Source organism: Gottfriedia endophytica, assembly GCF_017814275.1.
Classification (GTDB): Bacteria; Bacillota; Bacilli; order Bacillales; family Bacillaceae_G; genus Gottfriedia; species Gottfriedia endophytica.
Window position 1 is genome coordinate 127,333 of record NZ_JAGIYQ010000003.1, and the last position, 24,822, is coordinate 152,154.

Annotated in this window: 22 protein-coding genes; 13 read left to right on the forward strand and 9 right to left on the reverse strand. The window is 33.2% G+C overall.

All coding sequences use genetic code 11. The features are described 5' to 3' along the window. Nucleotides 1-5: 5 nt before the first annotated feature. Complete coding sequence (locus J5Y03_RS05490) at nucleotides 6-608, forward strand: DUF3221 domain-containing protein (RefSeq protein WP_209403376.1); 603 nt, start codon at nucleotides 6-8, stop codon at nucleotides 606-608. Between the two features lie 741 nt (nucleotides 609-1,349). Beyond that, complete coding sequence (locus J5Y03_RS05495; protein ID WP_209403378.1) at nucleotides 1,350-1,517, forward strand: hypothetical protein; 168 nt, start codon at nucleotides 1,350-1,352, stop codon at nucleotides 1,515-1,517. Nucleotides 1,518-1,776: 259 nt separating this feature from the next. On the opposite strand, the gene J5Y03_RS05500 is transcribed toward J5Y03_RS05495, so the two are convergent. Further along, a complete protein-coding gene (locus tag J5Y03_RS05500; RefSeq protein ID WP_209403380.1) occupies nucleotides 1,777-3,477 on the reverse strand; it encodes a M4 family metallopeptidase in 1,701 nt (566 codons plus the stop codon). A gap of 621 nt (nucleotides 3,478-4,098) precedes the next feature. Continuing rightward, nucleotides 4,099-4,335: a hypothetical protein gene (locus J5Y03_RS05505; protein WP_209403382.1), complete on the reverse strand. Its 237-nt coding sequence runs from the start codon at nucleotides 4,333-4,335 to the stop codon at nucleotides 4,099-4,101. Nucleotides 4,336-4,658: 323 nt separating this feature from the next. On the opposite strand from J5Y03_RS05505, the gene galU reads away from it, so the two are divergent. Together galU and J5Y03_RS05515 are read left to right on the forward strand one after the other, a co-directional pair. Continuing rightward, nucleotides 4,659-5,561, forward strand: coding sequence for a UTP--glucose-1-phosphate uridylyltransferase GalU (galU, locus tag J5Y03_RS05510; protein WP_280849545.1), 903 nt, complete (start codon nucleotides 4,659-4,661; stop codon nucleotides 5,559-5,561). 1 nt (nucleotide 5,562) lies between these two features. Then, nucleotides 5,563-6,885 carry a UDP-glucose dehydrogenase family protein gene (locus J5Y03_RS05515; protein ID WP_209403386.1) on the forward strand — a complete coding sequence of 441 codons (1,323 nt, stop codon included), beginning with the start codon at nucleotides 5,563-5,565 and terminating at the stop codon, nucleotides 6,883-6,885. 417 nt (nucleotides 6,886-7,302) lie between these two features. Here the strand turns inward: J5Y03_RS05515 and J5Y03_RS05520 are convergent, their stop codons facing one another. The 4 genes from J5Y03_RS05520 to J5Y03_RS05535 all read right to left on the reverse strand — a co-directional run bounded on the left by J5Y03_RS05520 (nucleotide 7,303) and on the right by J5Y03_RS05535 (nucleotide 10,907). Then, nucleotides 7,303-8,082 (reverse strand): HipA family kinase, encoded by a 780-nt coding sequence (locus J5Y03_RS05520; RefSeq protein WP_209403388.1) that lies wholly within the window; start codon nucleotides 8,080-8,082, stop codon nucleotides 7,303-7,305. Continuing rightward, nucleotides 8,079-9,194, reverse strand: a complete 1,116-nt coding sequence (locus J5Y03_RS05525; protein WP_209403390.1) for a glycosyltransferase family 4 protein — start codon at nucleotides 9,192-9,194, stop codon at nucleotides 8,079-8,081. Before J5Y03_RS05525 ends, J5Y03_RS05520 begins: the two co-directional genes overlap by 4 nt. 64 nt (nucleotides 9,195-9,258) lie before the next feature. Beyond that, nucleotides 9,259-10,173, reverse strand: coding sequence for a serine/threonine-protein kinase (locus tag J5Y03_RS05530; RefSeq protein WP_209403392.1), 915 nt, complete (start codon nucleotides 10,171-10,173; stop codon nucleotides 9,259-9,261). Between the two features lie 398 nt (nucleotides 10,174-10,571). Continuing rightward, a complete protein-coding gene (locus J5Y03_RS05535; RefSeq protein ID WP_209403394.1) occupies nucleotides 10,572-10,907 on the reverse strand; it encodes a hypothetical protein in 336 nt (111 codons plus the stop codon). Between the two features lie 472 nt (nucleotides 10,908-11,379). Here J5Y03_RS05535 and J5Y03_RS05540 point away from each other — a divergent pair, with 472 nt between their 5' ends. From J5Y03_RS05540 to qoxD, 6 genes are all read left to right on the forward strand, one after another. Next, the gene (locus J5Y03_RS05540) at nucleotides 11,380-12,081 is read left to right on the forward strand and encodes a pseudouridine synthase (RefSeq protein WP_209403396.1); all 702 of its coding nucleotides are present in this window, start codon (nucleotides 11,380-11,382) and stop codon (nucleotides 12,079-12,081) included. 1 nt (nucleotide 12,082) lies between these two features. After that, nucleotides 12,083-12,520, forward strand: coding sequence for a YaiI/YqxD family protein (locus tag J5Y03_RS05545; protein WP_209403397.1), 438 nt, complete (start codon nucleotides 12,083-12,085; stop codon nucleotides 12,518-12,520). Nucleotides 12,521-13,320: 800 nt separating this feature from the next. Then, entirely contained in the window at nucleotides 13,321-14,238 is a 918-nt protein-coding gene (gene qoxA / locus J5Y03_RS05550) for a cytochrome aa3 quinol oxidase subunit II (RefSeq protein WP_209403399.1), read from the forward strand. A 5-nt stretch (nucleotides 14,239-14,243) separates the two neighbouring features. Then, nucleotides 14,244-16,205, forward strand: a complete 1,962-nt coding sequence (qoxB, locus tag J5Y03_RS05555) for a cytochrome aa3 quinol oxidase subunit I (RefSeq protein WP_209403859.1) — start codon at nucleotides 14,244-14,246, stop codon at nucleotides 16,203-16,205. Next, complete coding sequence (locus tag J5Y03_RS05560) at nucleotides 16,174-16,773, forward strand: cytochrome c oxidase subunit 3 (protein ID WP_407648406.1); 600 nt, start codon at nucleotides 16,174-16,176, stop codon at nucleotides 16,771-16,773. The genes qoxB and J5Y03_RS05560 overlap by 32 nt, the downstream gene beginning before the upstream one ends. Then, nucleotides 16,770-17,051 carry a cytochrome aa3 quinol oxidase subunit IV gene (gene qoxD, locus J5Y03_RS05565; RefSeq protein WP_209403404.1) on the forward strand — a complete coding sequence of 94 codons (282 nt, stop codon included), beginning with the start codon at nucleotides 16,770-16,772 and terminating at the stop codon, nucleotides 17,049-17,051. The genes J5Y03_RS05560 and qoxD overlap by 4 nt, the downstream gene beginning before the upstream one ends. A 140-nt stretch (nucleotides 17,052-17,191) precedes the next feature. Here qoxD and J5Y03_RS05570 read toward each other — a convergent pair whose 3' ends face one another. Then, nucleotides 17,192-17,647 carry a hypothetical protein gene (locus J5Y03_RS05570; protein ID WP_209403406.1) on the reverse strand — a complete coding sequence of 152 codons (456 nt, stop codon included), beginning with the start codon at nucleotides 17,645-17,647 and terminating at the stop codon, nucleotides 17,192-17,194. Between the two features lie 859 nt (nucleotides 17,648-18,506). On the opposite strand from J5Y03_RS05570, the gene J5Y03_RS05575 reads away from it, so the two are divergent. After that, nucleotides 18,507-19,802: a C40 family peptidase gene (locus tag J5Y03_RS05575; RefSeq protein WP_209403408.1), complete on the forward strand. Its 1,296-nt coding sequence runs from the start codon at nucleotides 18,507-18,509 to the stop codon at nucleotides 19,800-19,802. Nucleotides 19,803-19,980: 178 nt separating this feature from the next. Here the strand turns inward: J5Y03_RS05575 and J5Y03_RS05580 are convergent, their stop codons facing one another. Continuing rightward, on the reverse strand, nucleotides 19,981-21,198 hold the full coding sequence (locus J5Y03_RS05580; RefSeq protein ID WP_209403410.1) for an MFS transporter: 1,218 nt from the start codon (nucleotides 21,196-21,198) through the stop codon (nucleotides 19,981-19,983). A 284-nt stretch (nucleotides 21,199-21,482) separates the two neighbouring features. On the opposite strand from J5Y03_RS05580, the gene J5Y03_RS05585 reads away from it, so the two are divergent. Continuing rightward, complete coding sequence (locus tag J5Y03_RS05585) at nucleotides 21,483-22,151, forward strand: DNA alkylation repair protein (protein ID WP_209403412.1); 669 nt, start codon at nucleotides 21,483-21,485, stop codon at nucleotides 22,149-22,151. Nucleotides 22,152-22,566: 415 nt separating this feature from the next. After that, nucleotides 22,567-23,790, forward strand: a complete 1,224-nt coding sequence (locus tag J5Y03_RS05590; protein ID WP_209403414.1) for a D-alanyl-D-alanine carboxypeptidase family protein — start codon at nucleotides 22,567-22,569, stop codon at nucleotides 23,788-23,790. A 23-nt stretch (nucleotides 23,791-23,813) separates the two neighbouring features. On the opposite strand, the gene J5Y03_RS05595 is transcribed toward J5Y03_RS05590, so the two are convergent. Next, complete coding sequence (locus J5Y03_RS05595) at nucleotides 23,814-24,812, reverse strand: inorganic phosphate transporter (RefSeq protein WP_209403416.1); 999 nt, start codon at nucleotides 24,810-24,812, stop codon at nucleotides 23,814-23,816. Between the last annotated feature and the right edge of the window lie 10 nt (nucleotides 24,813-24,822).

The window sequence follows — 24,822 nt, forward strand, 5'->3', positions numbered from 1 at the left end:
AAAAAATGGTCAAAAAAATCATTGTTCCCTCTGCTCTTATATTCACTTTGTTCACTACAAGATCAGCTTTCGCCTTAGCAAATCCTCATGGGATTTCGAAGCAAAAACAAGTATCAGCAAGTGAGAAGCTTACTGAAAAATTTACAGGTTATATCATTTCAAAAGAAAATGGTAGCTTATCTGTAGTGAAAGAGATTGGTAAAGACGAGGATTCGTTAGTGGTCCATTCTTATTCTTCTAAAGATCAGCTTAAAATAGGTGACAAAGTAAATGTGTATTATGGTCCAACAACAAGATCTTTGCCTGCTCAAACAGTTGGGAAGGTTAATATAGAGAAGGTAAAAAAAGATAATTACTTAGCGATGAACACGAAGTATAAAGGATTTATTGTTTCAAAAAATTGGAATGGTACAGGTAGCTTACTGGTGGAGAAAGAAATAGGAAAATATGAGGATTCGCTAGTGACTCATACATATTCTTCTAAAAGTGAGCTTAAAATAGGTGATAAAGTAAATGTGTATTATAATGGCACGACAACGTTATCAATACCGCCTCAAACTGGAGATGGAATAATAGAGAAACTAACCTACCAAAATAAAAGTAAATGAATAGTCGAAAAAACCCTAATTCTTTAATATGAAGGAATTATCGTTTTCTATTTAGGTTGGTATTTTATACCCTACTTAACTAAAGTTTTCTTCTTAGTTCTATTTTGTATAAGGCTATGTTAAAGATAAAGGTTGATTGATAAACAAAAACTCGCTAATGAAAAAATAACTTGTTCGGTTTTGAAGTACAAAATTGCAATTTGTGGATAAATAATAAAATTAACTTTCGAAATAACAAGATACACAATAATTGGCAATAAAATTGCTCAGGGCATAAAAGCTCTGAGCGTTTATTATACATTGCCTTATTGAACTAACGTCACGTTAATCACTTATTTATTGCCAGGATGGATAGAAAAATACATATAACTGCTGAAGTAAATAAGATGACAGAAGTTACAAGATTTCTCCTAAATTTAATAGCATATGCACAAAAAAAGATTGCCGCAGCTAATTTGGAACAGCTTTGAAAATAAGCATTATTAGAAAAAAATGAACTGCTAAAAATAATAGAAATAAGTAATGTTGCAGAAATTAGTATTTTAAACCACAATGGCTCTTTTAGGAAATGTATAATCATAAATTTTAACCGCTGCATAACGGTATAACTCCCTTCAATACACTTTTATTTCTAATTAAACTTATGATGTATTCTTGAAAAGTAATACTTATCTTTCGCAATGGTTGTAATATATGTATTAACAGCGTGATATGTAAAAATCAGGTACAAGAATTATCAAAATGCAGTTTACGACTATTTTAGGAAGACCTACATCTGGAGGTACCGTAAATACAATTGTGATATTTGAAAGCTTAGATAATAATGGTGTTGCCTTAAACCTTGGTGAAATTGATTTGTTGCAAAATGAGGTTTTCCCATTAGTTTCAGCATTGCAAAAGCAATCATAATCATTGAATTTTTATGGACCCAATTCTAATTTATGTCCATTTTAGTTCAGTTGAGATTCCTTAATCATTTGCTCAGAAAATATAATATGCCATTCAGCATATCAATCACAGGAACTATTAGTTACTAGATAAAGTGTTTTTAATGTACTTTTAGGTCTTGGTTAATAACAAAAGCCGATTTCTGTCAAAAGAAATCGGCTTTATTTTCTAAAATAAAAAATATGATATCAGTAAACTTTTAGAATTCACTTAACAAAAACTATTTTACTCCTACTGCATCAAATGATTTTTTTACAGAATCGACTTCTGCAGAAGTTGCACCATAAAGATCTGCTGCTGCTTGAACGCACGCTGCTCGTGCTTGGCTGAAAGTAGCTGATGAAGTTAAGTACACTGTATTAGCACGATAATAAATAGCACCTAATTTATCATTGCCGATACCTGTAACAGTCACACCATAAGCAGTTCCACCTTGTGCTAATAAGTAGGCTGCTTTATTGATAATTCCACTATTTGTATGAACTCCACCATTGTCAGATGTGCCAGTATAGCGATTTGCATAATTATCAGGGTCACCATATTTTGTTGGATTACTCATTGAACGAAGTGCATCACCTTTAATACTTGGAGTATAGATATCTTCTCCGATCTCATAATCTGGGTTGACGTTATTATAAAACTCAACAAGTGTACCAAAAATATCAGAAATCGCTTCGTTTAAAGCTCCAGATTCATTTTGATAAATTAAATTAGAAGTACTAGATGTTACTGCATGAGTAAGCTCGTGAGCTACTACGTCAACGCCACCAGAAAATGCGATGAAATTAGTGCCATCACCATCACCATAAACCATTTGAGTACCATTCCAAAATGCGTTATTGTAACGACTTCCATAGTGGACGCTAGATTTTAATACGCTACCTTTATTATCATAAGAATTACGACCAAAAACATTTTTATAATAATCGAAAGTCTTGCCAGCATAATATTGTGCATCAACCGCAGGAGCCTCATAAGTGCTATTCAGTAAATTGTCAACACTAGTCCATAGTGAACCTGAAAGACGAGTACGGTTAGCTGCATCATAAGTGAATATGCCTGAACCTCTTGTATTATCCTGTAAATAATAAGTAGATCCAGAAAGTGTCATATTTAATGTCTTCGTATCTCCTAATACCCCAACTCCAGTTCCTGTTGTATTTGTACCGCTTGCATTACCTTTTGCGTTACTTTTTGCATTACTAATTGTATCACCACTAGTAGTACTATTTATCGTAGCTTTACCGTCTATATTATCTATCGTATTATATTTATTTAATACTTTACCTGTTGAAGCTTCAATAAAATAATCATAGTTTCCTGGATTTGGATATAAGAAGTTTAAGTTTACATGATAAGCATATGTTGCTTCATCACCGCTTGTATAAACAACAAGATCAGAGGTTGGCTCTTGTTCATAGTCAGGTGTAAATCCGAGATCTTCTTCTGCAATTTTAATTGATTTATTGGCATTTACTTTCTTATCACCTTTAAGTCCTTTTTTCTTTTCCAGTTCAGGTGAGACCGTACCAGAGAAAACAGTTAAGACACCATCATCTGCTACAACTGCTGCTTGAGTGGATCCCCAAACAGGAACACCATCATATACTTGTTGAAGCCTGAGGGCCGTAGATCCAAATTTGTCTTTTTCGCTTGATTTAATAATAAATGATTCCTCAGAAGATTTTGAACCTAACTTGTATTTGTCCTTGTTTGCATTTACAAAATCATGCACAATACTTTCTGCACTTTTTGTAGAAGGTTTCGTCAGCTTCCCTGAAATGAATTCTGGAGATCCAACTGACTCATTGTACTTGTAGTTCGATAAAACATTTTTTGAATCTGCAAATGTAGATGTGGCTGAAAATGAACTAAAAGCTAAACCGAGTGACAACCCAACTGCTAAAATCTTTTTGTTCACTAAAACTCCTCCTTTAATTAACGTATAGCAACTACAAAAAATAGCATATCACCTAAAAAACTAGTTTTCAAACTATTTTTAAAATTCAGAACATTTTTCCTGATTTAGTAAATTATTCCTATTTTTTGTAAGGAATTAGAACTATTTTTACGATCGTGCTAGTGAAATTTAAGTGGTGAGATTTTACTACTATTTGTTAATAAACAAAAAAAGAGACGATTTGTCTCTGATGAAGAGATAATCGCCTTTCATATTTTAGAGAATGTTAATAGTTTTAAAGAAGGGTAGGTGTATTCCTATTTTTAACTATATTTAATATACTCCACTTCGGAAAAGTTGATCGATTCTAAGTCAGTTAATTCATTTGATTCAAGTTGTTGTTGAATATAAAAAAAAGTTGAACTTACTTCATTAATAATACCTTCAAATTTTTCTCCGATTCTCCTCTATTTAAATACACATTTATTGACTTACCTTTTTTCTCAGCATGTTTTAATGCTTTTCTTATTCCTTTGTATGGAACTTTTGACAAATTATTAACTCAATATTCAAATTTTTATTTTGGAAATACAATTAGTTGTCATTTGAATGGGGAAATGTTTGATAAATTAATTCTACTATTTAAGAGGACTTAACAGTTAATTCAACATAGTCAACTGCATCAAAATCTACAATAGTTTTTAGTTTTTTCATTCCTTCTTCAATAGGTTCATTTTGTTTAGCTTTAAATGAAGTATCCGAAAATTTTTTAACAATTACATTTTCTAAAGTATCACCGTTTTTTAAACCTATTTTAACGGGTAGACCAGTTTTATAAGCATGATACAACGCTTTATTTACGTCCAATTTTTTAGACAATTTAGTAGCCTCCATTTTTTGATATATAAAAAGAGTAACTTCATGGATAGCATATGATTCTCTTAAATAGCTTGTTTGGACAAATGGATTAGTTGTTAGACAAATATTGATAATAAATGACTACCTATTTTTTGTTTAACAAAATTTAGGTGAAAGTGTTCTTTTTATTTTATTTGCTGAGAAACGGATGAAGTTATGTTTCTGTCTACTTCAAAATTTGAATAAAAAATGAGCTTATTGTCTAAGTATAGGCTTCTATCGTGACGGGCTGTTGTCCCTTTGCATATAAAAGATTAAGGAAATACAATTTGGGGGCAGCGATGATGAAAATCCGAAAGGCTATAATTCCCGCCGCCGGTCTCGGGACTCGTTTTTTGCCGGCAACCAAAGCTCAGCCAAAGGAAATGCTGCCGATTGTTGATAAGCCAACTATTCAATATATTGTGGAAGAAGCAGTAGCTTCAGGGATTGAGGAAATTATCATCATTAGCGGCAGAGGGAAAAGATCAATAGAAGATCACTTTGATAAATCCTATGAGTTAGAAGAGGCGTTGTTACGAAATAACAAGCTGACAATTTTAAACGAGGTCAGAAAAATATCAAGCATGGTAAATATCTTTTATGTTAGGCAAAAAGAACCGAAAGGGCTAGGAGATGCCATCTTATGCGCAAAAAGCTTCATTGGGGATGAGCCTTTTGCTGTTTTGTTAGGTGATGATATTATGATGTCTAAAACTCCATGCCTTAAACAAATCATCGATGTTTATGAAAAATATAATAGTTCCATAGTTGCAGTTCAAAGTGTTTCAGAAGATGAAGTATGTAAATATGGAATTATTAAGCCAAATGTGATCATTGAACCAAATCTCGTGCAGGTTGATTTTATGGTAGAAAAACCGAAAAAAGAAGATGCTCCATCTAAATATGCCATTATTGGTCGATATGTTTTAACCCCCGAGATTTTTGCCATTTTAGAAAGGCTTCCTTTTGTAGAAGGAAGTGAAATACAGCTTACAGATGCTATTTGTGAATTAATAAAAAAGCAAAGGGTTTTAGCCTTCAATTTTGAGGGGAGCCGCTATGATATTGGCGATAAAATTGGATTTATTAGGGCAACAATAGACTTCGCCTTACAGAGGGATGATATTAAGAAAGAGGTACTATCTTATTTAATGAAGATTAATATGATAGGTGACCCTTATTTTTATAATAGGGAGCTAGATTAATATGAAGGTAGCTATTATAGGTACTGGTTATGTCGGGCTGTCCACAGGTGTTTGTTTAGCTGAAATAGGACACCATGTTACATGTATAGATATAAATGAACAGAAAATAGATAAACTCAAGAAGGGGATTTCTCCCATCTATGAACCGGGTCTTGAAAAATTACTTATGAAAAATAGTTCAGATGGAAGGCTTCAATTTACAACTTCCCACCAAGAAGGGTTAAAAGATGTTGAAATTATCATCATTGCGGTAGGAACTCCTCAAGGAGAAGATGGAAGAGCTGATTTAACTTATCTAGAACAAGCTGCTTACGATATTTCTACCCACTTAAGTTCAGACACAATAATAGTCATAAAGAGTACAGTACCAGTCGGAACGAATGAATATATCAAAAAAACAATTGAAAATTTAAATGTTAATGGAGTTCCTTTTGAAATTGTTTCAAATCCTGAATTTCTAAGACAAGGGTCTGCAATTCTTGATACGATGAAACCAGATCGAATCATTATTGGTTCTGAAAATAAAACAGCTGCAAAAAAAGTACGCGATATGTATATCCCGTTAAAAGTCTCGATTGTACTTACAAGCATCCGCAGCGCTGAAATGATTAAATATGCTTCTAATGCTTTTTTAGCCAATAAGATCAGCTTTATTAATGAAATTGCGAATATATGCGAAGCAGTTGGAGCCGATGTTGAAGATGTAGCAAAAGGGATGGGAAAAGATAAAAGGATTGGAGAAGCTTTTTTAAGACCAGGTATTGGATATGGCGGATCTTGTTTTCCTAAAGATGTAAAAGCTTTGCTTCATACAGCCAAGCTACATGGGAAAAAGTTTAAATTATTAAATGAAACGATAGCCATTAATGATATTCAACAAGAACTGCTAGTAAAGAAAGCTATAAAACGTTTTGGAAAATTAAAAGGGAAAAAAATTGCAATGCTAGGTCTTGCTTTTAAACCAGAAACTGATGATATGAGAGAAGCACCGTCCATCAAGATTGCGAACTTATTAACGAAATTAGGAGTAAAAGTGGTAGCTTACGATCCTGTGGCAAAAGAGAATGCTCAAATAATTTTAGGCAACACCATTCAATTTGTTGATTCAGTTTACGAAGCTATTACAGATGTTGATGCCATTTTTATTGTCACAGAATGGGAAGAATTTAAACAGATAGACTTAGAGAAAATATTACAAAAAATGAAGCATCCTATCATATTTGATGGTCGAAATTGTATTGAAGAAGAAAAGATTTGGCAATGTAAAGCTGTTGAGTATTATCCTGTTGGAAGACCAGAGATCGTTATTAAAGGGGTTAAATGATGGGGTTGCTCGTAAGTATTTTACAAGAAGAAGAGGAGTTAAATTGTACTTTTCTATTATAAAGAAATCTATTAAGAAAATACTACTTTTTATAAAGCTTGCTCCATGAACCAAAGTATCTGACTTTTGGGATATGGAGGAAGTGTTTTTTATTTATAAATTAGTGACAGAATTTTGTAAGGTACTGTATGAGTTGGTCGCAATAAAGTGAAACTTCCATCAGTAGGGGGCTGTATCCCCAATGATGGTTAGCCCACCCACTCGGGCTTTTACGGGCAGTTATCCCAACCTATCTTCCTCGCCTTTCTCTCAATATTGAGGTGGGGTCTTACTGCCCGAGAATAGCGGGATAAAGTTATGAATCAATGATTGCGTCAGCTTACATAAAAAACTCCTTTACTTTTTCGTGTAAAGGAGTTAATCAATTTTTTTGTTGTGCAAAGGACGATAAACATTTTTTATAAATTTATTCATAAGTAGTGGGAGAACTTTTTTACGACGTTTCAAAAGTGTGCTTACTATCCCTTTTTTTTCATCTGTCGAAACATTCCAATCATCTGGAATTAATTCTACTATTTCTTCCAATAGTAACGCTGGGATTTTTTGAATAACATCTAACTGATTTTTAAAATATTTTTCATCATTAATATAAAGTGCCATTAATTGATGTGTTGCACTTTTTGTGAGCTCTTCAGGAAGAGGTTCTAAGTCGGAAAGTTGCCAATTATAAGACCCAAAAATCTCAGCATGGTCTATAATCGATAAATAGTAAGATGTTTCGTCTTCTTCTCTTAAGAGAATGTTTTTTCGTGTCCGATCTTTATTACATAGCCAGTAATCGAATAAGATGATACCGGCAAGGATTTCGTGATTGCTTATTTGATTAATGTCCGAAATTTGATGACCATTATAGCAATCAGGTAAAAAAAGTGAAGCAAACTGGTTTTTATTAGTGTTTATTTGTACAAGTTCAGGAACTTGAGAAGAGAAATCAGAAGGAATTTCTACTAATTGAGCAAAAGGAATGGGAAGATTTAGAAAACGTGCCAAGCAGTAGGATACCCATTCGTTAGGTAATGTTTTTTCGAAGCCAGGTTGTAAATATTTAACGACATAATCTCTTCCATCATTAAAAGTAATCAGGTGAGCGTTTGATTTTCCTTCTAATTTTTTGAGGTAAGCTTTTGGTACAATCAAGAAGAACTCACCTCGCCAGTATTTCGATTATCTTTTTCACCAATATTTTTTAACAATTGACTATAAGTATTGGCTACTTTTTGAATTGCAAAGTTTTCTTGAATATGAATGATGGATGATTTTGACATTCGAAGTTGGGTGGATGGATGATCTAAAAGTTTGTAAATTTTGCTCACTGCATCTTGGACATTATGACCTCTAAACAAACATCCCGTCTTACCATGTTTAACTATTTCTGAGATTGGCATGATATTTGATGCCACAACAGGTACCCCACATGCCATAGATTCAATAAATGTGTTTCCAAACGATTCAGATTTTGTCGTAGCTAAAGTACAACCGCCTGATTGACGAATTTTTGCATAAATATGTGGCATTTGTTGATAAGGGATAACTGGAAACCACTTAATAATATCAGTCAGTTGTTCTTCTTCCCATTTAGCTTTAAACTCCTCACGTTGCACACTTTGTGCTCCACCGATTAACCAAATCTCAATATCATCACGTTCACTTTTAATTAATTTCGCAATCTCTATTAACATTGGCCAGTTTTTACGTTTGTCTAGACGGCCAATCCAACCGATTATTTTTTTATTGTCTGGTAGAGTAGGAGAATTTTCATTATCAACCTCTATATTTTTTAAAGGTCGAAAGAAGGATGTATCTACTCCGTTATATATTACATTTATTGGGATGGAATCTGTTAATATCGAAACTAACCGTTTTTGATAATCTGAGGGTACGATGATTGAAATAGGTTGAATACCTCTGAATTTTTTTAAGTGGGGTTTTAGTTTAATGAGCTCGGGAGTACGTGCTTCGACAATTACAGGACCTTGATAGTTTGCTTTTTGGATCCATTTAAATGCGGATCCTGTATCGCAAACAATAATAGCATCATAGTTATTTTTCTTAATGATTTTAATGATCGTTTTTTCATCTTTCGTTAAATAAACGGGAGCTACATCCTGCATAATGTGTAGTCCGCCGTGATCCGTTGTATAGAGAAATTCTGTTTGTATGCCATGCTGTTTAAAATAGATTGAGCGATTTCTCCAACCAGCATTCACTCCACCAACAGTAAGAAGTCTCCAAATTATTAAAACTTTCATTATGGTAGCTCCTCGTATTTTTTGTTTTAGAAATTAGGATTTAACTTAATTAAATATAGGTTAATTAAGGTCGATTTTGGTATCTATGCTGATAGTATCTATGTTCATAGTGTCGATCATGAACATAACCTCTGCCAGAGTGGTTACTATATTTGCTATCCATATATTGATCGATTTTTTGCATTACCACTTCTGGATCGATACCTTTGGCAAGCATTGTTTTAATCCATTCTTCTTTGAAAACTTTGTGTACTAAACCTTCCAATTGAATTACATGTTTCTGTTCATTGGTAGTTGACAATAATATTTCAGATGAAGTTCTTAAATGATCGGAATCAAGGGGTTGAGTCATAAGTTTTTGATAAATTTGACGGGCTATTTCTTCCATTTGAATATAATGTTCCCATTCTTTAAATAGTAAAGGAGCTAATTCTTGTACATGAGATAAAAAGACGTCTTTATTTTCTTCACCGAGAGATGTTAATAATTTACGTGGATAAGGATAGACACGATCTCGCCAAATTGTTCTAGCTACATCGATTACTTTCAGATTGCCATCTGGTTGGATGAAAATTTGCCGTTTATGATGGTCAATTCGTTCAAAACCAATTGTTTTAAATGTGATTAACATTTCAATTAATTTAGAAGAAAGCTCTTTCGTTAAAGGTTGTGATTGAAGATATTCACGTAAATCAATTCCTCTTATCATTTCCATTGCAACGTAAAGAGTTCCTTTTTGAATTATTTTTGGAAAAAGATTAGATTGTTGCCCGAGTGAAAGGGCATGATATTCTCTTTCGCAATCCTCTGTGTTCCCAAATAATTTCACACAAATCTCTTCCGAAAGTTTAAAAACTGCTCCTTGGCGCCCCTTCCCAATCATTTCTAATGGTGAATTATTTATTACTTCTACATCTTCATTGATTTGATTTCGAACTTGGATGTTTTCGATCAATTCATTTAAATTTATAAGATCCATATCTCCCATCCTTCATTGTAATAAGTATTAATATATCTTCTATAAATTTTCATGAGCTGTTAGTTGTTTGTCCTAATAGACTTCTATACCGGTCCTCCTAATTTATTAAATTCAAGATTACAACAAAATGGAAGGGCAAGCGTCCATAATATAGAAGAAAATGTTTATTTACCATTACGAATGGAACATTAGTGGGAAATAAGTTTTTCTATCAATGAAGAAAGAAAAGTTAATATGAAACCTTGATTTTGAAACGAGTCTTATCTATATGTGGGTAAGTATTGTAAAGTATAAGATTACCTACCAAACAGAATTAAATAAAAATATAAAAGCAACCATTTCTACAATTTCTTATAGAATGGTTGCCTCCTATTGTTTTTTAGTTTACGAATTTACTACTAACAACCGCATCCAAAGCCATGATGCCAAAAGCCAGGACCAAATCCAGGACCAAAACCAGGACCAAAACCAGGACCAAAACCAGGACCAAAACCAGGGCCAAAACAAGGACCAAATCCAGGACCCCATGGACCAAACCCAGGACCCCATGGGCCGAATCCCCATGGACCAAACCCACCTAATAGAGCACCTGCAGCTAGACCACCAAAGAATGGAAAACCGAATCCAAAAGGACGACCGAATCCAAAACCAAAAGGACGACCGAATCCAAAGCCAAAGCCAGGGCGGCCAAAACCTCCGAATCCTCCAAAGCCAATACGACGTTCATCTATCATGATGATATAAACCTCCTTACATTATAGTTGAATTACATTAATACTCTATGCGGGACAAACGTTTAATGTTTGGGCGAATAATAGAGTTGAGTTATATTAATTGATTTGATTTATGTAGGCGGCATGTTTTTATTTACATTTCATTGTAGGAATGAAGGGAAATGGAACAATAATATGTTTACTATAGATTTATAGTAATTTAGGTATTATTTGCAAATTTCATAATACTTAGCTCAAAATAGCAGACTTATTATCCATTGTATGAAAACAGTGTTTGCTTTGGTATGATGAAACATAAAGTGAAACTTCCATCAGTGGTGGGGGCTGCATCCCACTGGTAGCCCGACCAATCGGGCTTTTACGGGCAGTTATACCCCTCCTATCTTCTTCGCCTATCTTTCAATCTTGGGGTGGGGGGCTAACTGCCCGCGAATAGCGGGATAAATAAGTTAACTGAGAAGAGGACTATGAATTGAGAATTAATGTATATATCAGTGCGGCGGGATACTGTTCAAGACGAGCTGCTGAGAGATTAGTGGTAAATAATCAAGTAACAATTAATGGCATACTTGCTACAAAAAACGATTTAGTTGAAGAAGGTGACATTGTAAGAGTTGACGATGAGATTATTGTACCGAATATGGAAAAGGTATATATCGCTCTGAACAAACCAAGAGGCATTGTCTGTACAGGTTTAAGAAGTGTTCCTGGCAATATAATAGATTTTGTGAATTATCCGACCCGTGTATTTCCAGTCGGACGATTAGATAAAGAGTCAGAAGGGTTAATAATATTAACAAATGATGGTCCAATTGCACATAAAATCCTACATAGTGAACATGGGCATGAAAAAGAATATATCGTAACAGTTGATCAATTGATTACAGAAAAATTCATAACTGATATGGGGGCTGGTGTGAAGATTGGTTCGATTACAACGAAAAAATGTTTTGTATCTTTTGTCAATCATTCAACTTTTCGTATTATATTAACTCAAGGATTAAATCGTCAAATAAGGAAAATGTGTAAAGCTTTAGGTTATCGTGTAGTGAAATTGCAAAGAATTAGAATCATGAACATTGAACTTGGTGATCTAGAAGAGGGAAAATGGAGGCATTTGACCGAAAAAGAATTATTTTTATTAGAAAATCAAATAAAAGAGGAAGAATCATAAGATGAAAATAATAATTGACGCTGACGGATGTCCAGTAATCGACTTAACCATTAAAGTTGCTAAAAAATTTAATATTTCGGTTATCCTTATGTGTGATACTGCTCATCAATTAGAAAGAGAAGGGGCAGAAACCATTATCATTTCGCAAGGAGCGGATGCTGTTGACTTTGCTCTGGTGAATCGCGTAAACAAAGGCGACTTAGTTGTGACCCAAGATTATGGATTAGCTGCAATGGTTTTATCGAAACAAGCAAATGTCATTAATCAAAATGGTTTACGCTATACAGATGAAAATATTGATCAATTACTTTTCACTCGCTACGTCTCAAAAAAAGTTCGAAATGCTGGAGGGCGTGTAAAAGGACCGAAGAAAAGACAAAAAGATGACAATCTTAATTTTGAATTGAGTCTAGAAGCTTTATGCCGTGAATTACATTGATTTAATACTGTAAATCAAAAATCACCAGATGAGGAAAATAATAGAAATTAGTAATTAAGTGATTTCACTGAATAAAAGCAGATATTGATTTCAATATTGTTTTTCAAGTAAAATTTCATTTAGAATATTCGGACAAAAACTAAATTGTGAAAGTTTTGTGACAAAACTAATTTCGAATTATATGAACTTGTTAAAGAAAGATTGGGGAAATGGGAAATTTTTCCGCATAGATTACTATTAACTTTTTTAGGAAGAAGAAAAATTATGTGGTTATTATTATTTTGATATAGTAAAATAAAAGAAGATTTAAGGACTAACACAAACAAAAAGATGTTTGGAAGTTGTCCTTTTTAATTTGAAATGAGAAGAGGGTAGATAATTTAGATAAAATCTTTTATTAGAATTACTATAAAGAATGAACTCCCAAATAACTCTAATCATAATCATTCATTGTATTAATGTTTTTAAGCAGATTTTAATTTACAGGAAAGTATGGATTAGTGAAATTATTTTAGTTTAAAGTAATTTGGGTAAAATTTTTCTAGGATAATTCGTTACACTGCTCTCGATTTGATAGCTTTACTTAAATTGAGGGTTTTTTTGGAAAATAAAGAAAATAAAACATTAAAAATCCTTAAGAATTCGATTACAACTTTTTGTTTGTCTTTTTTGTTAAAGTATTTTAATATAACTGTGGATAATGAAACAAGAGTGTTTCTCTAATAATTTCCTTAGTAAATATCGGAGATTCAAATTGTTGTAATTCATATTTTAAGATTTTTAGAGAAGGGGAGACCGACATGAAAAAAAAGCTAATGGCCATGATCTTAATGATGTGTACGTTAGTAATGGGTGCTTGTGATAGGCTAACTGTTTTTGACCCAAAAGGTCCAGTAGCTAAGACTCAAGCTAATACCATTTTATTATCTATGGCAATCGTATTTGGCGTACTACTTGTCGTATATATTCTTTATGTAGTCATATTAATGAAATATCGTGCAGGTAACATGCCGGATGATTACGAGCCGCCTCATGAAGAAGGCAGTAAGTTGTTAGAATTTATTTGGACAGCGATTCCAGTTCTTATCGTTATTATGTTATCTGTTATTACTGTGAAATCTACTAATGCAGTTGAGACTGTTCCAAAAGGTCATGAGCATGATAAACCACTTATCATCTATGCAAGCTCATCAAACTGGAAATGGCACTTCTCATATCCTGAACAAGGTATTGAAACAGTAAACTATGTGGATATTCCTACGAACAGAGATGTTGAGTTTAGATTATATTCATATGGTCCTATTACTAGTTTCTGGGTTCCACAATTAGCTGGACAAAAATATGCAATGAGTGACATGGTTAACAAACTTAATATCGTAGCAAATCAAGATGGTTCATATTTAGGTAAAAACAGTAACTTTAGTGGTAAAGGATTTGCTGGCATGGAATTTGAAGTGCAAGCAATGAGTACGGATAATTTTAATAAATGGGTAAAAGACGTTAAAGATACTTCTCCTAAATTAACTGAAAAAGAGTTTAATACATTACTAGAACCAGGACATCTTGGACGAATGACTTTCTCTTCAACACATTTAACATTTAGTCCACCACCTGGAGACATGAGCAATGGTCATGGACATAACATGGATATGAACATGAAAATGGATTCATCAACTTCTGGGAAAGATGGACATAACATGGAGGGGATGAGCAAATGAATCATATAAAACTGGATCATTTCTTCGTAACTGGCGAGCCAATGATCTATGGAGCAGATATAAGTATTGTTCTTGTCTCTCTAGCGATCGTTTTTGGCTTAACGTACTTTAAAAAATGGAACTATCTTTGGACTGAATGGCTAACAACTGTTGACCATAAACGAATTGGCGTAATGTATATTTTATGTGCATTACTAATGTTATTCCGTGGGGGCGTTGACGCAATACTAATGCGTGCTCAATTAGCTGGTCCAGACATGAAAATATTAGATCCACAGCATTATAATGAAATTTTTACAACACACGGTATCGTTATGATTTTATTCATGGCAATGCCATTTATTATCGGTTTAATGAACGTTGTTATCCCGCTTCAAATTGGAGCGCGTGACGTAGCATTCCCTTATTTAAATGCTGTAAGCTTCTGGTTATTCTTTGCAGGAGCAATGCTTTTCAATATTAGTTTCGTAATTGGTGGTTCACCTGATGCAGGTTGGACAGCTTATTTCCCACTTGCAAGTAAACAATTTAGTCCTGGGGTAGGTAATAACTATTATGCAATTTCATTGCAGATAGCAGGTCTCGGTACGCTAATGACGGGTATTAACTTCATTGTTACTATTCTAAAAATGCGTGTTAAAGGCATGACATTAATGAAAATGCCTATGTTTACTTGGAGTATTTTAATCACTTGTGTCATTATCGTATTTGCTTTCCCTGTATTAACAGTAGCACTTGCGTTAATGATGTTTGACCGTGAATTCGGTACACAATTCTTTACAATGCACCATGGTGGAATGGACATGCTTTGGGCAAACTTATTCTGGGTTTGGGGACATCCTGAAGTATATATTGTTATTCTTCCTGCATTCGGTATCTATAGTGAAATTATTTCAACATTTGCAAGAAAAAATCTTTACGGATATAAGAGTATGGTTATCAGTATGGTTGCCATCTCTGGTTTAAGTTTCCTAGTATGGGCGCATCACTTCTATACAATGGGACAAGGTGCAACAGTAAATGAATTCTTCAGTATTACAACAATGGCAATCAGTATCCCTACAGGGGTAAAAATCTTTAACTGGTTATTTACTTTACGTAAAGGGAAAATTCAATTTACAGTACCAATGCTATATTCACTAGCATTTATTCCAATCTTTACAATCGGTGGTATCACTGGTGTAATGCTTGCAATTTCAAGTGCTGACTATCAATACCATAATACAATGTTCTTAGTTGCGCATTTCCATTATGTATTAATTCCAGGTACAGTATTTGCGGTTATCGCTGGTTTCTATTACTGGTTCCCAAAAGTATTTGGTTTCCGTTTAGATGAGAAAATCGGAAAAATTACTTTCTGGATTATTACAATTAGCTTTAACGTAACATTTATGCCTTTATTCTTCTTAGGATTAAAAGGTATGACTCGTCGTACTTACACTTATAGTGCGGCATCTGGATTCGGACCATTGAATTTAATTGCTTCAATCGGAGCTGTTGGAATGACAATTGGTTTCTGCTTACTTGTGTACAACATTTACTACAGTGTTCGTTATGCGCCAAGAGAAACAACTGGTGATCCTTGGAATGCTAGAACGCTTGAATGGGCAACACATAGCCCAGTACCTGCTTATAATTTTGCAATCACACCAGAAGTTGATGATTTAGATGCATTCTGGAAAAGCAAAAAAGAAGGTAAACCAATATTTACAGGTGAAATTAAAGATATTCACATGCCTAGCAATAGTGGTATTCCAGTAATACTAGGTGGATTATTTATGGCATTTGGTTTCTTCATGGTATTTGAATGGTGGGTTCCTGCGATTATTTTCGCAATTCCAATCTTTGTATGCCTAGCAATGCGTTCTTTCCAACGCGACCATGGCTTCCACATTCATAAAGAAGAAATCATTGAAACTGAAAAAAAATTAAGAGGTGATGATTATGCAAACGAAGCCTCTGTATAATATGAATGAAGAAAGTTCTTATCGTATTTTGGGCTTTTGGATCTTTTTAGGTGCTGAAATTGCGTTGTTTGGTACGCTTTTCACAACATATTTCATCTTATCAAGCCATACGGCTGGTGCACCAACACAAAAAGAATTATTTGAAATTAAAGGTGTAATGATTGAAACATTTGCCTTATTAACAAGTAGTTTTACAATTGGGCTTGTTGTAAATACGATCAAGCTTAAATCTAAAAAAGCGTTTTTAGCCTTCTTCTTACTGACTATGGCGCTTGGACTAGTTTTCTTAGGTGTTGAGATTTCTGAGTTTGTAACGTATATTCACGAAGGTGCTACAATTCATAGTAGTGCTGCTTTATCAGCTTTATTCGTTTTACTAGGAACTCACGGTGCCCACGTAACATTTGGTCTATTCTGGGGTAGCTCAATTTTAATTCAAACAATGCGTGAAGGTATTACACCAACAACAGCAAATAAAACATTTATTTATTCTCTATACTGGCATTTCCTAGATGTTGTATGGATCTTTATCTTTAGCTTTGTTTACTTGAAAGGAATGATTGGATGAGTGCGTTATTTCCTAAGCATCAAGTGGTTGGCTTCATCCAATCACTTGTGTTAACAGCTATTGCGTTAAGTGTTTATTTTCTAAAATTACCTTTTCAAACTTCATTTATAATCCTTCTTGTGACAGCACTTCTTCAAGGTGGATTACAACTTATTGTATTTATGCACGTGAGAGAAAGTGAAGATAAAGGTGTACTTTATATGAACTTAGGTTATGCATTGTTCGTTGCTCTAGTAACGATTTTCGGATCAATCTGGGCAATGGTATGGGGCTATTAATTAGTCAATAACCTATGAAAAAACCCTTGCATTTTGCAAGGGTTTTTTGCTGTATATAAATCAAGTAATCAATTTAACTTAAGTGACATTTTAGAAAGGAATTAGAAGCTTCCTGAGCCTGTTTACTTCTTTTTATACGTTTACCTTGCAATAAATGTATTTTTGCTTAAATCCGAATAATTTGGACCATTATAACCGTATTTGCCGTCAGTATTAATAAACCATGGAAGGACACGATATTGAACACATGTTGTTAATCTTCTTTTAAAGATAAGAACTAATATTGTTTTAGTAAAATTAAAACTCTGTACCCATGCAAATTTAGGCTTTAATGAATTAGTTAAGTTTGGTTCTTCATTTATGCCCAAACTAGCAACTCCAGTGGGTATTTGCTCATTACTTTGTAACCAATAATGAGAAATATTAGTAGCAGATTTTAGATCAACAGGTCGATCAAAAATCAGCTCAATTTTATTAGTATCTAATTGTTTTGCTTCAAGTAAAATTGGAACTGAGACCCGTTCTTGGTCTCTGAGATTAGTATCCGTAGTTGAGTTGACTCTATAAGTAATGCCTGAGATTTGTTGTCTATTCATTGAATGACTACCTTTATTTTCTTTCATTTTTAAGCCCTTTGATCATTTTTGTCACTCCTATTATTTGGTGTGGCTTTTTTTATATTTTTATTTGGCTTTTTTCTAAAAGATTATTGCTTTTGAGATTTTTAGTTTTAAAGACAGAAGTTGATTCGGGTGGAAGGTGCGAGACTCCTATGGGAATAGCGGGAAGGCTGAGACCCCGCAGGCTTGCCGAGGAAGCTCAGGGCAAGCCCGACGGAAAGGAAGCATCCTGGAGTTGTAATCAACTAACACATTCTAAATTAGCGACAATGTATACTAAAACAGTCTTTTATTTTAATTACGCAAGAATCCATGTGATGTCGTTACCTTGCAGAAGGAACAAGAAAAGGTGGATAGTTTGATTTTATAAAAGAAGCGGGTTTCCATGAATATAAATAAAGTGGTGTAATGAGAGTTTGTTTTAAAAATCATATTCAATCAATTTTAATTTAATTCTCTTCAAATAAAAAAGATTTTGTAAAAGGATCTTTTTAAAGATTCGTAGCTTTTAGGTTCTGTAATATAAAAGACAAAAGTTGATTTGAACTGAAGGGTGAAGGGCTTCTGTGGGAAATGCGGGAAGGCTGAGACCCCACAGGAGCGTATGCGACGAGGAGGATCAGCTCACGCCCCTAGGAAAGCGAGCATCATGGAGTGGAAATCAACTTACACATACAAAAAATAACAATTTATACGAAAATAGCCTTCAAAATAAAAAGGGGAAATGTTGAAAAATACAGAAAAAATAGTTACTTTACAACCCTGTTACATTTGGAACAAACCTCTCTATTTTATGGTATAAATTTACATAGAGAACCGAGAGGAGAACTACAACATGATAGCAAAAAAAATCGCAGCAATTGCTCTATCAGGTGCTTTAATTTTGACAATAATTCCATTCAATACTGCTCATGCAGAAAGTAAAGTAGCACAAAAACAACGTGAAATTTCAAACTATGAAAATCAATTAAATACATTAAATAATAAAATAGAAATTAGTAACCAAAAAATTAATTCAACTGAAAAGAAGATTAATAACTTAAAAGATGAAATAACAAAAACAGAGCAGACTATTACTAAAAAGAATGAACGTATTACATACTTACAAGGTCGAATTGAAAAACGTCATGAGATAATCCAAGCACGTTTAAAAGCAATGCAAGAACAACCAAGAACAAACCTTACAACTGAAGTCTTGTTTAACTCTACAGACATTGTAGATTTTTTTAATCGTCTATTTTCAATCAGTCAGTTATTTGGCGCTGATCAAAATATAATAGAAACACAAAAAAATGAACAAGCTGAAGTAGAAGTAGAGAAGAAGCAAGTAATTCAAACGCAAGAACAACTAGTAGCTTCTAAAAAAGAATTAATTAATACACAATCAGTGTTAGTTGAGAATAAAAAAGAACAACAGCAAGCTGCAAATGAAGCACAGCAAAAGCTAGATCAGGCTGTTAAAGCACTAGAGGCAGCAAAATTAAATGCTCAAAAACTAGAACAAGAGGCATTACGTTTAGCTGAGCTACAAAGTAATTACAATGCTGAAAACGAAAATAAACAAGCGAATGAATTTATCCAAAAAGAAAAGTCGAATGAGAAATCTCATGCTAGTCATATAACTAGTCAAGATAACTCAAGTTCTGATCAGTCTTCATCAAATGGATCAAATTCTAATCAAAATGACAATAGCTCAAGCTCAGATTCAAAATCAAATTCAAATTCAAATTCAAGTTCAGATTCTAAACCTTCTTCTGATCCTACACCACAACATGGAGCAGGTGGAGTAGTTGAATATGCAATGCAATTTATGGGTGTACCATACGTATTCGGTGGAACATCACCAAGTGGATTTGATTGCAGTGGATTTATCTGGTACGTATACTCACATAATGGATATAGTATTGGACGAGCAAGTGTAAATTCATATTGGGGCATGGTAACTAAAGTTAGCTCGCCACAACCTGGCGATTTAGTATTCTTACAAAATACATATATTAATGGACCTTCCCATATGGGTATCTATATTGGTGGAAACCGTATGATCCATGCTGGAAGTAGTGGAATTACAACAATTAGTTTAAGTAACAGTTGGGTAAAATCTCATTTCTTAGGATACGGTAAATTTTAAGTAAAATAGAAATAAATAAAGCGAAAGAATGAATTTACATTCTTTCGCTTTTCTTGTTTTTGCTAGTATACTAGGAAGGCTTTATTTACGTCATAGATAAACAGAATAGCATAGTAGATGTTAAGGATCCATTTTCCTAAATGAGTGGTTTTGAGCCTATTAGGGAGTAATCAGTTGCCTATGCTTTTCTAATTTTTTTATCATTTGGTAACAGAAATGCAACGACTCCTAATAAAGGCAAGAAGCTACAGAAATTCATAATAAATTTTAGGCTAAATGAGTCGGCAAGAGCACCTAAAGCAACTGCTCCGAGAGCACCCATACCAAATGCTAGGCCAACAATTAAACCTGATACAAGACCTACTCTTCCAGGTACAAGCTCTTGTGCATAGACCACGATTACACTAAAACTACTAGAACTAATAAATCCAATACAAATAAACAAAGGAATAACCCAATTTAATGGTACATGAGGTAATGCTACAGTTAATGGGAATGAACCAAGTAAAGAAAGTAATATAATATTTCGTTTACCGAAACGGTCAGCTAAAGGTCCTCCAAAAAATGTTCCAATTACACCAGATATCATAAAGACAAAAATATAAAGCTGAGTACTTTTTATCGTTAAACCATATTCTTTTATTAAATAAAATTGATAATAATTTCCAATTCCTGCAGAATACCAAGAACGTGCAAAAGTGATAAATATTAATAGAATGATAGCAAATTTAATTTTGGAATCAATTTTGAGCTTATCACTGCTCTGAGTAGTTTTATTTTTCGTTTTTAATGCGTTACTTTTGATTTTATCTCGATACCATCTTGAAACTATGGTTAAAAGAATAATGCCAATTCCAGCCAATACTGTAAACATTGCTGCTCCTTTTTGCCCAAATGGTACAAATACAAGGGCTGTAAAAATTGGAGCAAGTGAATTACCGAAATTCCCACCTACTTGGTAGATTGCCTGAGAGAGACCTCTTTTTGCTCCAGAAGCTAAATAAGCTACTTTTGAGCCTTCTGGATGGAATACAGCAGATCCTAAACCAATAAACAATACTGACAGTAATACAAAGAAAAAATTAGGAGAAAACGCTAATCCACACATTCCAAGTAAACTTGAAGCCATACCAAAAGGAAGAAGAAATGGAGAAGGCTTACGATCTGAATAGACGCCAAAAACCGGTTGCATGACAGAAGATGTCATGTTTAATGCAAATGCTATAAACCCTATTTGAGTATATGATAAACTCATAGATTTCTCTAAAATAGGAAAAATTGCTGGGACAACTGCTTGCATTGAATCATTTAATAAATGTCCTAGGCTGATTGCAAATAAAATACGATAAATAGTTGAATTCGAAGACGACGGTTGTATTTTTGAAACAGGTTGCATTATAAACTCCTTTGCATTTTTTAATTAAAGATTACTTCCATTGGGTTGGTGTTTTTGTGTATGATTAAATTGGAATATAATCTTTCGACAACTTAGACTTTGTTAAACAAGAGATTGTTGATATTTGCTAAATTCCACAGGGTTTCGAGGACGAACCACCTATCCTCCTCACTCGTACCTCGCTACTGTTTCTCGCAGATTTTAACTCAAAACTCGAGTATTATTGATGAACAATTAACTTTAAAAAAGTTCAAATATAAAAATTAGCCAAGAAGAGGTGGGAAATGGATCAATATACAAAAGAATTATATGATATTTTTAATTTACATCAAAATGAAACGAATCGACCTTCAATGGAAAGTTATTTGAAAAATCATTTTCAATTTTTAGGAATTAAGACACCTGAGAGAAGACAGCTAATTAAGGATTTTATTCAACTGCATGGATTACCAAATGATTTATCGATAATTAAAGAAATTTGGGATTTAAAAGAACGAGAGTTTCAGTATGTTGCCTTAGATTTACTTTCTAAGGAATATAAAAAAGCTGAAAAAGAAAGAATCGAATTTTATGAACAATTAATTACTGAAAAGTCTTGGTGGGACACAGTAGATACAATTGCAGGAAGCTTAATCAGTCTTCATTTCTTACGTTTTCCAGATTTAATTGCTTCTTATACTGACAAATGGATTCATTCAGAAAATATGTGGCTACAAAGAGCTGCAATTTTACATCAGTTAAAGTTTAAACAACATACTAATGAAGAAAAATTATTTAGTCATATTAAAATTGTTTCATCGAGTAAGGAGTTTTTTATCCAAAAAGCGATTGGCTGGGCACTAAGAGAATATTCAAAAACAAGTCCTTTAAGTGTAAGGAATTTTGTTACTAATAACGAAGAAATTTTAGCACCTTTAAGCAAGAGGGAAGCATTAAAAAGATTGACAATCTAATTTAAAAGATGATTTTCTCGGAAATAAAATTTTATTAAAAGTACTTAAGTTTATTAGGATAGAATGATATGTTATCCTTAAAATAAATGACTGTTTTCAAAAACGTTGTTGCTTTGGAGATTATTAAATTTAAAGATAGAAGTTGAGTACAATGGAAGGTTCGAGATTCCTGTGGGAATAGCGGGAAGGCTGAGAGCCCACAGGCTTCCAGTGGAGGCTAGCTCACGCCACGCGGAAAGGGAGCATCCTGGAGTTGTAATCAACTAACGTATTCTAAAATAGCAACAATGTATACGTAAACAGCCTACAAGAAATAGAGTAATATAGAAGAGGAGTTGTATTTTTTGCTCCTTTCGTTATAATGAATGCATTGAAAATAACAACAAAGATGTTTAGATAAATAAGGAGATATAGAATGAAACTTTTTATGAATCGATGGGGAGCGATTATTCTTAGTATTGTTATTATTTTTCTTCCTATTTGTAAAGTAGATGCAAGTGTAGATAATATCAATTTATTTAGTGATAAAGCTATATCTGTAGTAGCAAAAACTGGAGAAGTAATTTATTCAAAAAATGGAGAAAAAACGGACTTCCCTGCTAGTACAACTAAAATTATGACCGCAATATTACTCATGGAACATTTGAAAAAAAGTGACTATATAACTTTTTCTGATCAAAGCTTAAAACAAGAAAAAAGTAATTCACAGATTATCTTTTCTAAGGGAGAAAAATTAGACAGAGATACTGCATTAAAAACAATGATGATCTTAAGTGCAAATGATTTAGCATATGCAATTGGAGAAAAAGTAGCAGGAAATATACCAGCATTTGTAAAAATGATGAATCAAAAAGCAAAAGAAATTGGTGCAACTCATACACATTTTGTTACACCAAATGGTTTGCATGATATTAATCACTATACTACACCACATGACTTAGCCTTAATCGCACGTGAAGCTATGAAGTATCCAGAAATTATGACTGCAATGGGGACAAAGAGTGCAATCATTTCTACTAGTGTTCAAAAGAATAAATACATTTTTAATCGTAGTAATATGTTTACGAATCCTTATTTCTATGCAGGAAAGACAGGATTTACAAATGAGGCAGGAAATACATTAGTTGAGATTGATAAAAAAAATGGCGAAACGATTATTAATGTATTATTACATTCCTCAAAACCTCAATATTTAAATGACATTAAGTTATTAGATAACTATGCTTTTTCTCATTTAAGACAAGCAAAATTGTTTAATAAAAATGACTGGAATCAAACAGTTAAAATTGGAAGTTTTAATGTGAAAACCATGTTAAAAGAAGATGTAAATGTCTTAACAGCTGCTCCAAAAAATAATGATTTAACAATTAAAATTATTCCTAAGAAAATTAATATGAATCAATTAAATAAATTTGGAATAAAGAAAGATGAAATTGTTGGAACCTTAGAGGTATGGAACGGGAATACTAAATTAAAACAAGTCAATTTATTTTCCGAAAAAAATTATCAAGTTAAAAATAAGATTGAAAAATCTTCAATTTTCTTTTCTAGTCTAATACTTTCAAGCATAATAATCATTCTTTCAATATTTAGAGGGTTAAGATCAAAACAACGATATAGAATGCAAAAAAGAGGATAATACTTTGTATTATCCTCTTACTATTATAAAAATAAATTTAAAATTTTAAAGATAATTGCAGAAACTGCTGCTGAAATTGGAATTGTGATAACCCAAGTTATAAGCATTCTTTTAGCAGTTCCCCAGTTTACATCTTTTACCCTCTGAGCTGCACCAACACCCATTATCGATGAAGAAATGACATGAGTAGAACTTACAGGTAATTTTAATGCTGTAAATGTAAAGATGATTGCAGAAGAAGATAAGTCAGCTGCAGCACCGTTAATTGGACGGATTTTCATAATTTTTCCGCCAACCGTTTTAATAATTTTCCATCCTCCAACTGATGTCCCTATAGCCATAGCAATTGCAGAGCCTACACGTACCCACATTGGAATATCAGTTGATGTTTGGTATCCATTTGCGATTAAAGCCATTGTTATTATTCCCATTGCTTTTTGAGCATCATTTGTACCATGTGTAAATGATTGCAACGCAGCAGTGAAAATTTGGAGTATACGGAAACCTTTATTAGTTTTAGTCAAGCTTGAACGTTGGAAAATTGTTTTTAAGATTGTCATGATAATAAATCCTACGATAATTGCAATGACAGGTGAAGTTAATAGAGCTTCAATAATCTTAATGAATCCTTTGTAGTTTAGTGCATGAAAACCTGATGCAGCAATCGCAGCACCTGCAATCGAACCGATGATTGCATGAGAAGAACTACTAGGAATTCCAAAATACCAAGTTAATAGATTCCAAAAAATTGCTGCTATTAATGCAGCTAAAATGACTACTGATCCATTTTGCAACTTAAAAGGATCAACAATATCTTTTGTAATTGTTTGTGCAACTCCAGTGAAGGTAATTGCTCCAATAAAATTCATTGCCGCTGCTAAATAAATAGCAACTCTTGGAGGTAAAGCCTTTGTTGAAACTGAAGTAGCAATCGCATTTGCAGTATCATGGAAGCCATTAATGAAATCAAATACTAAAGCGAAAATCACTATTAGTGATGTAATTAAAAATAAATTATCCATTATTTGTTAC

What these genes read in the sequence shown, in the direction of transcription:
- J5Y03_RS05490 (WP_209403376.1), top strand. Translation starts at nt 6, where the DNA reads ATGGTCAAAAAAATCATTGTTCCCTCTGCTCTTATATTCACTTTGTTC.
- J5Y03_RS05495 (WP_209403378.1), top strand. Translation starts at nt 1,350, where the DNA reads ATGCAGTTTACGACTATTTTAGGAAGACCTACATCTGGAGGTACCGTA.
- galU (WP_280849545.1), top strand. Translation starts at nt 4,659, where the DNA reads ATGAAAATCCGAAAGGCTATAATTCCCGCCGCCGGTCTCGGGACTCGT.
- J5Y03_RS05515 (WP_209403386.1), top strand. Translation starts at nt 5,563, where the DNA reads ATGAAGGTAGCTATTATAGGTACTGGTTATGTCGGGCTGTCCACAGGT.
- J5Y03_RS05525 (WP_209403390.1), bottom strand. Translation starts at nt 9,194, where the DNA reads ATGAAAGTTTTAATAATTTGGAGACTTCTTACTGTTGGTGGAGTGAAT.
- J5Y03_RS05530 (WP_209403392.1), bottom strand. Translation starts at nt 10,173, where the DNA reads ATGGATCTTATAAATTTAAATGAATTGATCGAAAACATCCAAGTTCGA.
- J5Y03_RS05535 (WP_209403394.1), bottom strand. Translation starts at nt 10,907, where the DNA reads ATGATAGATGAACGTCGTATTGGCTTTGGAGGATTCGGAGGTTTTGGC.
- J5Y03_RS05545 (WP_209403397.1), top strand. Translation starts at nt 12,083, where the DNA reads ATGAAAATAATAATTGACGCTGACGGATGTCCAGTAATCGACTTAACC.
- qoxA (WP_209403399.1), top strand. Translation starts at nt 13,321, where the DNA reads ATGAAAAAAAAGCTAATGGCCATGATCTTAATGATGTGTACGTTAGTA.
- qoxD (WP_209403404.1), top strand. Translation starts at nt 16,770, where the DNA reads ATGAGTGCGTTATTTCCTAAGCATCAAGTGGTTGGCTTCATCCAATCA.
- J5Y03_RS05570 (WP_209403406.1), bottom strand. Translation starts at nt 17,647, where the DNA reads ATGAATAGACAACAAATCTCAGGCATTACTTATAGAGTCAACTCAACT.
- J5Y03_RS05575 (WP_209403408.1), top strand. Translation starts at nt 18,507, where the DNA reads ATGATAGCAAAAAAAATCGCAGCAATTGCTCTATCAGGTGCTTTAATT.
- J5Y03_RS05580 (WP_209403410.1), bottom strand. Translation starts at nt 21,198, where the DNA reads ATGCAACCTGTTTCAAAAATACAACCGTCGTCTTCGAATTCAACTATT.
- J5Y03_RS05585 (WP_209403412.1), top strand. Translation starts at nt 21,483, where the DNA reads ATGGATCAATATACAAAAGAATTATATGATATTTTTAATTTACATCAA.
- J5Y03_RS05590 (WP_209403414.1), top strand. Translation starts at nt 22,567, where the DNA reads ATGAAACTTTTTATGAATCGATGGGGAGCGATTATTCTTAGTATTGTT.
- J5Y03_RS05595 (WP_209403416.1), bottom strand. Translation starts at nt 24,812, where the DNA reads ATGGATAATTTATTTTTAATTACATCACTAATAGTGATTTTCGCTTTA.